The sequence below is a fragment of the Paenibacillus cymbidii genome, from assembly GCF_004764705.1.
In the GTDB taxonomy this organism is placed as follows: domain Bacteria; phylum Bacillota; class Bacilli; order Paenibacillales; family NBRC-103111; genus Paenibacillus_AN; species Paenibacillus_AN cymbidii.
This window is the reverse complement of sequence record NZ_SHLX01000050.1, coordinates 41,287-51,584: the sequence shown is the minus strand read 5'-3', so window position 1 is coordinate 51,584 and position 10,298 is coordinate 41,287. Positions and strand designations below refer to the sequence as shown.

The 10,298-nt window shown below is 64.8% G+C and carries 7 protein-coding genes; 3 read left to right on the top strand and 4 right to left on the bottom strand.

All coding sequences use genetic code 11. The annotated features are described in order from the left end of the window. Positions 1-252 precede the first annotated feature (252 nt). From EXY20_RS36755 to EXY20_RS36740, 4 genes are all read right to left on the bottom strand, one after another. Positions 253-1,074 (bottom strand): helix-turn-helix transcriptional regulator, encoded by an 822-nt coding sequence (locus tag EXY20_RS36755; protein WP_235886379.1) that lies wholly within the window; start codon positions 1,072-1,074, stop codon positions 253-255. 449 nt (positions 1,075-1,523) lie between these two features. Beyond that, a complete protein-coding gene (locus EXY20_RS36750) occupies positions 1,524-2,330 on the bottom strand; it encodes a sugar phosphate isomerase/epimerase family protein (RefSeq protein ID WP_135557415.1) in 807 nt (268 codons plus the stop codon). Positions 2,331-2,369: 39 nt separating this feature from the next. Continuing rightward, positions 2,370-3,530 carry a dihydrodipicolinate synthase family protein gene (locus EXY20_RS36745; protein ID WP_135557414.1) on the bottom strand — a complete coding sequence of 387 codons (1,161 nt, stop codon included), beginning with the start codon at positions 3,528-3,530 and terminating at the stop codon, positions 2,370-2,372. A 72-nt stretch (positions 3,531-3,602) separates the two neighbouring features. Then, entirely contained in the window at positions 3,603-4,757 is a 1,155-nt protein-coding gene (locus EXY20_RS36740; RefSeq protein WP_135557413.1) for a Gfo/Idh/MocA family protein, read from the bottom strand. 229 nt (positions 4,758-4,986) lie between these two features. Between EXY20_RS36740 and EXY20_RS36735 the strand changes: the two genes are divergently transcribed. From EXY20_RS36735 to EXY20_RS36725, 3 genes are read left to right on the top strand one after another with little or no spacing between them, the layout of a single operon-like run. After that, entirely contained in the window at positions 4,987-5,988 is a 1,002-nt protein-coding gene (locus tag EXY20_RS36735; RefSeq protein WP_135557418.1) for an AAA family ATPase, read from the top strand. Positions 5,989-6,002: 14 nt separating this feature from the next. Beyond that, positions 6,003-7,325, top strand: coding sequence for a DUF58 domain-containing protein (locus tag EXY20_RS36730; protein WP_135557412.1), 1,323 nt, complete (start codon positions 6,003-6,005; stop codon positions 7,323-7,325). Next, a complete protein-coding gene (locus EXY20_RS36725; RefSeq protein ID WP_135557411.1) occupies positions 7,300-9,753 on the top strand; it encodes a transglutaminase-like domain-containing protein in 2,454 nt (817 codons plus the stop codon). Before EXY20_RS36730 ends, EXY20_RS36725 begins: the two co-directional genes overlap by 26 nt. Positions 9,754-10,298: the final 545 nt, after the last annotated feature.

Sequence of the window (10,298 nt, the reverse complement as noted above, 5' to 3'; positions counted from 1 at the left end):
TGGCGTTTGAACTCCTCATCAAAATGTTGGCGGATATTTCCCATGACACACCTCGACCTTTCGTTTGTTTGTATTGTATCAGGTCGCTGTTACAGTGTGTCTACTTTCTAGTCTAAATTCACGGCGGACGAAATAAGGCTGATTTCAGCCTTGCAGTGGCGTTTCGGCGAGTGGCGGACGAAATAAGGCTGATTTCAGCCTTGCAGTAGACCGGGACGGCCGGCGTGTATCCGGCCTGCGGAGCACGTGCAATCACTCCCCCCGCTGTTGCGCGGATTGGCGGAACTGGTGCGGGGAGGTGCCGACGATCGTTTTGAACGAGCGGTAGAAGGCGGACAACGTTTCATACCCGACTTCGAAGCAGATCGAGACGATGTCCTTATCCGTTTCGAGCAGCAGCCGCGAGGCAATGCCGATGCGCACCTCGGTCAAATACTGGCTCGGCGTCTGGCCGTACTGCTCCTTGAAGATCGAGCTGACATGGCGGGCGGTGATCCCCATGCGGGCAGCGAGATCGTTCGTCGTGATCGGCTCGAAAAAGTGGGTGTCGATGTAGAAGCGGATTCGTTCGGCGCGCAGCGAGTTGGCGTCCGCCGCCTGCGGCAGCCGGCGCGAACGGACGAGCTCGAGCAGCAGCTCATGCAGGTGCAGCTTCATCGCGTAGGCGCCAAGCGCGTCGGGGAGCGACTGCTCGTAGAGCATTTTGCGCAGCAGCCGGCGCAGCTCGCCGCCGGAGAAGGCGTTCGGGCGCAGCAGGGAGGAGGAGCCGAATGTTTTGGCGAGCAGCTCCTCTTGGGCGAACGCGTCGAAGCTGGCGCGGTGAAACGCCAGTACGAGCAGCGTCAGCTTGGAGCCGGTTACAATCGCATGCTCGGCGTAAGGTACGATCAAGGCGGCGATATCCTGGCCAAAAGCGTGCGGGACGCCGTTCAGCGTCAGTTGGCCTTCGCCTTCGAGGCCGTACAGCAGCTGATGAATATCGTGATGATGCATGTCGACGATATCGCCTTCCGCATGTTTGCTTTCGTATAAATGCACGCCATGCGCCGGGAGATGAAGCTTGCGGAACGTCACGTTCGTCCTCCTTGCCCGTCCAATCGTTTGATCTCATTGTACCGGCCCGCTTGTGGCGGGGCAACGATTATTTCGCCGCCTCCACCAGTCTCGCCACCGCTCGAAACGTGCCGCCTCCAAAACACTTCAAAATAAAATAGCCCATATAAAATAATATAAAATGGCTTATTCGCCACAAAATATTAGATGACCCGCGTGCAGGAGCTTATGGCGGCAGCCCGCCAACCGTAACAGGAAAACCTCACGTTATTTTTGCGTTTTTAAGCGAAAAATGAAAAATAGCAGGAAAACCTCCTGTTATTTCGACGCCATAACCCGATTTAGGGGAAAATGGCGAAAAATAACGGGAGGTTTTCCTTTTATTTCGCCAAATCTGCGGTTTTGAAGCGAAATAACGGGAGGTTTTCCAGTTATGCAAAGCTATGCATGAAAACAGGGGATCGCGCGCATTACAGCACGTGCTCCCGGTACCTGTCCTTCATCAGCGCCAGCACGTCGTCACCCGGCGTGTCCCAGATGACGCGGTTGAAAATTTCCACCTCGATCGGCCCAGCGTACCCCGCAGCCTCAACCGCTTCCCGAAGCCGTCGCAGCTCGATCACGCCGTCGCCCATCATGCCGCGGCCCAACAGCATATCGGGCGTCGGCACGATCCAGTCGGAGACGTGGAAGCCGAGGATGCGTTTGCCGGCCCGCGCGATTTGCGCGTACACTTCCGGGTCCCACCAGACGTGGAACGCGTCGACGACGACGCCGACATCTTCCGGCGCATACCGCTCAGCCAGCGTGTTAGCCTGCGCGAGCGTGTTGATGACGGATCGTTCGGCCGCGTACATCGGGTGCAGCGGCTCGATGCCAAGCTTGATGCCGTGCTCCCGCGCATACGGCACCAGCTGGTCGATGCCGTCCTGCACCCAGCCGCGCGCGCTGTCGATGTCGCGGTCCGGCGCCGGGCCGCAGACGAGCACAAGCGTATCCGCGCCAAGCGTAGCCGCCTCGTCGACCGCGCGCCGGTTGTCGTCGAGCCGCTCCTCGCGCTCCGCGGCCGTTGCGGCCGGGAACATGCCGCCGCGGCACAGACTCGACACGCGCAGCCCGCTGTCCTTGATCGCCTGCGCGCTGGCGGCCAGGCCGAGCTCGGCGACCTTGTGCCGCCACGGGGCGATCCAGCCGATGCCGGCGCGGGCGCAGCCTTCCGCCGCTTCGCGCAAGTTCCAGCGTTCGGTCGTAATTTGATTCAAGCTAAGCCGTTCCATGGCGAATCCTCCTTAGTTCTTTTTCCAATTCGCTCCCAATCAGACGATGCCGCTGACCGCCAGCACGTGGCGCATCCGTTCGGCCGCCAGCTCGGGATCGGCGAGCAGCCCCGCCTTGTCGGCGAGCACGAACAGCTCGCTCAGGTGCACCAGCGAACGGAAGCCTTCCTGGCCGCCGAGCATGCGGAAATGCGATTGGTGCCCATTGAGGTACGCCATGAACACGATGCCGGTCTTGTAGGCGTAAGTCGGCCGCTGAAAAATATGCCGCGACAACGCCACCGTCGGCTCGAGAATCGACTCGTATGTCGCCAGGTCGCCGCGGTCGAGCGCCTGCACGGCCGCTGAAGCCGCCGGCGCAATCGCGTCGAAAATGCCGAGCAGCGCATGGCTGTAGCCTTGCTCGTCGCCGCGAATGAGCGCCGGATAGTTAAAATCGTCGCCGGTATACATTTTGACCGTGTCCGGCAGCTTGCGGCGCATGACGATTTCCTTGTCGGCGTCCAGAAGCGATATTTTGATGCCGTCGACTTTGGCGGCGTTTTCGCGGATGACCTGCAGGCAGACATCCATCGCGGCGTCCGCGTCGCGGTGGCCCCAATAGCCGGCGAGCGCCGGGTCGAACATGTCGCCGAGCCAGTGCAGGATGACCGGCTGCTTCACTTGCCGCAGGATGCGGCCGTACACCCGCGCATAATCCTCCGGCCCGCGGGCGCAAGCGGCGAGCGCGCGGCTCGCCATCAGAATGACAGCGCCGCCATGCTGCTCGACGAACGAAATTTGCTGCTCGTAGGCAGCTTCGACGTCTTCGAGCGTTACGTTAGGCCCAGGCGGCAAATGATCGGTGCCTGCGCCGCAGGCGACGCGTCCGCCGACAGCGGCAGCTTCGGCAAGCGAGCGGCGAATCAGTTCCTGAGCCAGCGGCCAGGTCAAACCCATGCCGCGCTGGGCGGTGTCCATCGCTTCGGCGACGGCAAGCCCGTACGACCAGAGATGGCGGCGGTAAGCGAGCGTCGCGTCCCAGTCGATGCGCGAATCGTTCAGCGGGTCGGTATCGGCGAACGGGTCGCTGACGACGTGGGCCGCCGAGAAGACAACGCGGCTTTGCAGAGCGCCGTCCGGTTTGCCGAACGAGCCCGCACGGCCGGGCGTATAAGGGGCGAGCGTTCCGCCCGCCCGGGGCAACTGCAACATAGTCATGAAACGGCCTCCTTCAAAAAAATGGCGATCCCCATTGCGCATGAACGCACATCCGCGCAGCGCAATTTCGCATTACAGCAGGTGCAGCTCCGGAATGTCGATCCAGCGGCGTTCCCGCCACGATTGCAGCGCCAGTTCGGCCAATTGCGTGCCTTTGGCGCCTTCGAGCAGATCCCAAGGGAACGGGGAGTCGGTAACGAGATGCTTCAGAAACAGTTCCCACTGGATTTTGAACCCGTTGTCGAACGTCTGGTTGTCCGGCACCGGCTGCCATTGCTCGCGAAACTTGTGCGGGTTCGGAATGTCCGGGTTCCATACCGGCTTCGGCGTTTGCGCCCGATGCTGCGATTTGCATTCCCTGAGCCCGGCGACCGCGCTGCCTTCCGTGCCGTCCACGTGAATCGTCAGCAGGTCGTCGCGGTCGACGCGCACGGCCCAGGACGAGTTCGCCTGCACGACGATGCCGCCTTCAAGCTCGAACGTGCCGTAAGCCGCATCGTCCGCCGTGCACGCATACGTCAGGCCGCGTTCGTCCACACGGTTCGGGATGTGCGTCGCGCCATAGCACGAAACGGATTTCACCGCGCCGAACAAATTATCGAGCACATAGCGCCAATGCGCGAACATGTCGACGATGATGCCGCCGCCGTCTTCGGAGCGATAGTTCCAGGACGGGCGCTGCGCCACTTGCCAGTCGCCTTCGAATACCCAGTAGCCGAACTCCATGCGCACCGATAGGATGCGGCCAAAATAGCCGCCGTCGATCAGCCGTTTCAGCTTCAGCAGGCCGGGCAGGAACAGCTTGTCCTGCACGACGCCGTTTTTGACCCCGGCTTCGCGCGCCAGACGCGCCAGATCGAGCGATTCCTCCAGGCTCGAAGCGGTCGGCTTTTCCACATAAATGTGTTTGCCGGCGCGAATCGCTTTGCGTACGCTTTCGGCGCGCAGCACGGTCGTTTGCGAATCGAAATATACCGTGTTGTACGAATCCGCCAGGCAGGCGTCAAGATCGACGCTCCAGCGGGCGACGCCGTATTTGTCCGCGAGCGCCTTGACTTTGTGCTCCTGCCGGCCGACCAGAATCGGGTCGGGCATAATCGTGTCGCCGTTCGGCAGCGCAACGCCGCCTTGCTCGCGAATCGCCAGGATCGAACGGACCAGATGCTGGTTCGTGCCCATGCGGCCGGTAACGCCGTTCATAATAATGCCAATCGTATGAGTTGTCATTTCGGAAACTCTCCTTTCGGTGATTATCCCCATTGTAGGGCAGCCGCAAGAGCGCCGTCTTAGCAAAATTCGAACCAACTTCCCAATTTCGGAAACGAAATGGAGGCCGCTCCGGCAGGCGGCGAAATAATTGGCGCGCAGGGACTAAAGCGGCGGCGGTTTGGCCAAACTGGCTGATAGAGCAATTGCGAGATTGCAAGATGAAATCGGGAGGTAGATTACGATGTCAATGCCCGCCTCGCCGCGCGTCGGCGCCGGTTCCGGCGCGATTGCGCTGGAGCCGCCGCAGGCGCTGATCGGCCGGCTCGTGCACCATGCGGAGAAAGTAATGGTAGGCAAAAGAGAAAGTATCGAAGCGAGCGTCGTTGTTATGCTGTGCGGCGGCAATTTGCTGATCGAGGATGTGCCCGGCGTCGGCAAAACGATGCTCGCCCGCACGCTGGCGAAAGCGGCCCATGGCGAGTTCCGGCGCATCCAGTTTACGCCGGACCTGATGCCGGCCGACGTAACCGGCGTATCGGTATGGAATCGCGGCACCGGCGCATTCGAATTTCGGCCGGGGCCGATTTTCGCCAATATCGTGCTGGCGGACGAAATCAACCGCACATCGCCGCGCACCCAGGCAGCGTTGCTGGAAGCGATGGAGGAGAAGCGGGTTACGGTGGACGGGGTCACGCACCCGCTGCCGGAGCCGTTCATGCTGATCGCCACGCAGAACAGCGTCGACAGCGTCGGCGCTTATCCGCTGCCGGAAGCGCAGCTCGACCGTTTCCTGATCCGGCTGTCGCTCGGCTATCCGGAAGAGCGCCACGAAATCGACATGCTGGCGCGGCTTTCGGACAAACATCCGATCGACCAGCTGCGGCCGGCGCTGTATCCCGAGGAACTGCTGCTGCTGCAGCGGCAGACGCGGCTCGTGCACGTCGACGAATCGCTGATGCGCTATATGGTGCGGCTGTCGGCGGAAACGCGGACGCACCGCGAGCTGGCGCTTGGCGCCAGTCCCCGCGCGACGCTGGCGCTGATGCACGCCGCGCAGGCGAAGGCGCTGATGAACGGCCGGGGATATGTGATCCCCGACGATATCAAGGCGATGCTCGCGCCGGTGCTGGCGCATCGTCTTATCGTCGACCCCCTCGCGCGGGCGAACGGCGTTACCGGCGCAGCGGTGCTGGCGGACATCGCCGGCAAGCTGGCGGCGCCCGGCTACCGGCATACGGCCGGCCGCTGAACGGAGGAACGCGGATGAAACGGTTGTGGAACCCGCTTGCGCTCGTTCCGCTTGCGGCCGGGGCGCTGTTCGCGGCGGCGGCGGGCGGAGGTTGGACGGCCTGGTTTTTGTTCGATTTGTTTGCGCTGCTTGGCTTGTACGCGGCGGTCGTACCGGCGCTCGCCTTGCGCGGCGCCGCGGTCAGGCGGCATGTCGCGCTGCCTTCCGGTCCGCTTGCGGCCGGCAGCGAAACGACAGTGTCGCTGACCGTCGAGCTGCGCTCGCGATTGCCGGTGCCGTGGCTGCTCGTCTGCGACAACTGGTCGGAGCAAACGCGCCGCCAGGAGGGAACGGCTCACGTGCTGCTGTTTCCCTGGTTTGCCCGGCGCGTTTCGTGCGCTTACCGGATTCGCGGCCTGCAGCGCGGCGTGTACCGTTTTCGCGACGTGGAGATGGCGACCGGCGACGCTTTCGGTTTGCTTGAGCGGCGGCGAAAGCTTGTTTGCCCCGGGAGCTTTGTTGTGGTTCCGCAGCCGCTTGCGCTGCGGACCACGCTTCCGGAGCAGGCGCTTGCGGCGGCGAATCCTCGCCCCGGCGGCGAACTGACTGGCGGTAAGACCGCATTCGACTCGGCACAAACCGCCGCAACCGTGCGCCCCTATTCGAGCGGCGATCCGCAACGCGCGATCGACTGGAAAGCGACGGCGCGCAGGGGCGAGCTGCACACGCGCGAGCGCGAAAAGGCGTCCGCCGGCGGCCTGCTCGTGCTGCTCGACGGCAGTCGCAGCGCTTACGCCGATGCCGGCGCCTTGTTCGAGCGCGCGGTGCGTGCCGCCGCAACGCTGTTGCGCGATGCGGCGGCACGCGGCGAGCGCTGCGCCTTCGCCTGCGGGCCGCTTGCGGCGAATGCCGCCGGAGCCAGCGGCGCGCGGCAGCTGCAGGAGCGGCTGGCCGCGGCCAGCGCCGATGCCGGCGAGCCCTACGCGGACGCGGTAGCGCGGCAGCTTGCCGTCGCCGCGTATCCCGGCAGCGCCGTGGCGTGCATTACACCGCAGCCCGACGAGCGGCTGCTGCGGCAGTTGGCGCAGCTGGCCGCGGGCGGCCAGCGCGTGCTGCTGCTGGCGGTGCGCCCCTTCTGCGCGGAGCCGGGGCTGGCAGCGCAAGGCGCAGGCGTCGGCGCGGGGAAGATAGCGGCCCGGCAAGCGGCGGGCGCGGCGGCGGAAGCGCAGCGGGAAGCCGCCTGGCGGGAGCGGCTGCAGCGGCGGCTGGCCGCGCTTGGCTGCGCGTTTGCGGTTGTGGAAAACCCGCGCGAAGAAATGGAGGCGAAGCCCGATGTCGAGCCTGTATACGCCACTTGACCCGACCCGCGATCCGGCAGCGGAGCCGACTCGCGACATGTCCCGCGCGGATCGGCTGCCGGCGGACAAACCGCCGCTTGCGGCTCCGCTCAAGGATGTGCGGGAAACGCGCGAATGGTCGCGGCGGCACGACCTGTTCGTCACGCTGCTGCTGCTCGCGCTGCTGCGCGAATGGCTGGAGCCGATCGCGTTTATGTCGGGCCTTTCCTCCGGCTGGCCGTTCGCCGTATATGTCGGCTTCGGCCTGCTCGCCGATTGGATGCGGTTGCCGGCGCTGCCGGGCTGGGTGCTGAAAATCGCCGCCGGTCTCGCGACGACCGGCTATATTATCGACCCGCCGTTGGTGCGGGACTCGTCCTGGTGGCTCAGTCTCGGGCCTACCGCCGCGGAAGATATCGCGTCCGCGGTCGCCGGCCGTCCGGAAGCCGTATCGGCGGAAAGCCGCGTGCTGCTGTTCCTGCTCGGCTGGGCGCTGATGGCGCAAATCGCCCGCTCGCTGCTGCTCTACACGCGCAGCGGTTTGTGGATTGTCGCCGCGACGCTCGGCTACGTGGCGCTGCTGCCGTTATGGTCCGACGTCGGCACGGTGGCCGGCGTCGTCCGCGCGGCGGCGGTCGGGCTGCTGTTGCTGGCGGCGATGCACTTGCCCCATGCGGCGCGGCGCGGGCAGTTGCCGCAATCAACCGGGCGCAAGCAGGTATTGCGATCGCTTGTATACGCGGCGTTCGTTCCGCTGCTGCTGTTCGCCGCCGCGTATGGCGCGGCGGGCCTGCAAAGCCGAATGCCGGACGCGGGCGCCTGGCCGGAGTTGTACCGGCTGTGGGACCGGTGGAACGGCCAGCCGGGAGGCGGCGCAATCGCCGCTTCGGCGGCAGCGGCGCCAGGGCGGTCCGCCGCCGTTTCCGGTTACGGCAGCGACGATTCCGCGCTTGGCGGGCCGCTGCAGAGCGACGAGCAAATCGCTTTCGTCGCGCACACGGAGAAGCTCGCCTATTGGCGCGGCGAGGCAAAAAGCTTCTACGACGGCCGCGGCTGGACCCAGCCGGCCGGGTCCCAGGTCGATATCGTATGGGACGAATCGGCGGCAGCAAGAACGCTTGCCGACACGATGGTGCAGGAAGTGGCGTTCCCGACCACGAGCGTGGCGGGCCGGCAGCTGTTTGCCGGCGGCGCGATCGTGCGCGTGTACGAGCTGCGCGACGGGTCCTGGCGCGAAGCGGCTCCGGACAGCGTCCGCCGCGACTCGGCAAGCGGCAAATATACGACGGTCGGCGTACCGTCGCTTTCCTATTACAAGCTGGCGGTGGCGCTGCCGGTCCGGGATTCGGCCGCGTTGCCGGAGGCGGAAGCCGCAGCCAATCTGCAGCTGCCGGCGGCGCTGCCGCAGCGGGTGGCCGGGCTGGCGCGATCGATCGTCGGCCAGGCGGGCGCAGCCGATGCCCGAGCTCAAGCCGAAGCGCTCGCGGCGTATTTGCAGCGGCATTATCGCTACAGCCTGCAAGACGCGCGAGTGCCGGAGCAAGGGGCGGACTTCGTCGATTCGTTCCTGTTCGGGGGAGGGAGCGGGTATTGCGATTATTTCTCCACCGCGATGGCCGTTATGCTGCGCACGCTGGGCATTCCCGCAAGGTGGGTGAAAGGCTTTACGCCGGGTGAAGCGCAGCCGCGCGAAACGGCGGCGGAAGGGTTCGACGTGACGGTGCGCAATGCCGACGCCCACTCCTGGGTGGAGGCATACCTACCAGGCGAAGGCTGGCAAACGTTCGACCCGACGCCGGGATTCGCCGGGCATGCCGATAACGCGACGACGGATTCGCCGCTTCCCGGGGACGCGGCTGCTTTTGCGGCGGCGACCGCCGCCGCCGCAGATGGCAGCACGCCTTCGCGGCTGCTGCCGCAGCTGCAAGCGGCTGCTGCCGAATGGCTTGACGCGGCGCGACGGTCCGCTTGGGCGGCGCTGCAAGCGGCGGCGCACGGCGCGCGCACGGCGCATGGCTGGCTGGCGAAGGCGCAAGCCGCCGTCGCCTCGCCCGCGGGCCGCGCCGCATCGCTGGCGGCGCTTGTTGCCGCCGCGGCGCTGCTGTTCGCGCCGTATGCCGCCGGCGTGCCGCTGCTGCAAGCGCGGCTGCGCCAACTGCAGGCGGCGCTGCGCGAACCGGCGCCGCCGCATCCCGGCCCGCCGCCGGACGGCGCGGCGGCGCTCGACAAGCTGTGGCGGCGCGTGTATCGCCGCTTCGGCAGCCGCGCACCGAACCATACGGTGCGCGAATACATTGCTTCGCTGCGCGGCATCAACGCGGCGCAGCGCGATTTGCTGCTCGAGCTGGCGGCGCTCGACGAAAGCGCCCGCTACACGCCGCTGCACCTGCGGCGCATTTCGCGCAAACGGCTCGCCGCGCTGTGGGAGCAGCTGCGCGAGCATCGCTAGAGCGTGTCTGAAAACCCGCTCAGTGGCTTCTTGCACCGCCTTTTCGCCCCCTGCGGCGTCAGTTTTGCGCAGGCTTTCTCCCCGATAAGCCTGCGCAAAACTTCCTTGCATGGAACGAAAATTCGGCACAATCTGCTGTCTTCGGGGCTTCCAGACACGCCCTAACGCGAGGCCCCCGCGCCTGCCCAAGGAGGCAGGAACCGGAGGGCCAACCTGTTGCAAGGCCGAAATCGGCCTTATCTCAACCTCCTCCGACCGCGACCGCTTCTCCAGAGCTCCCCTTCCGCTCCCCTTCCGCTCCGCTACTATCCATCCGTTACTGCCAAAATAGGCAATAAAAAATGGCCTATATGCCCGATTTCGCTCGGCTCGTGGGAAATAGCCAGTGAAAACATGGCTTATTTGCACCGCCAGGCCCCCGAATCAGGCCTTTTAGACGAAATAGCCAGTGATTTCATTGGTTATTTTGGTGCTGCTCCCGTTTTTGGCGAAATAGGCAATAAAACATGGCCTATTTGGCAAGGCGCTTGATTGGGGAGGCACGA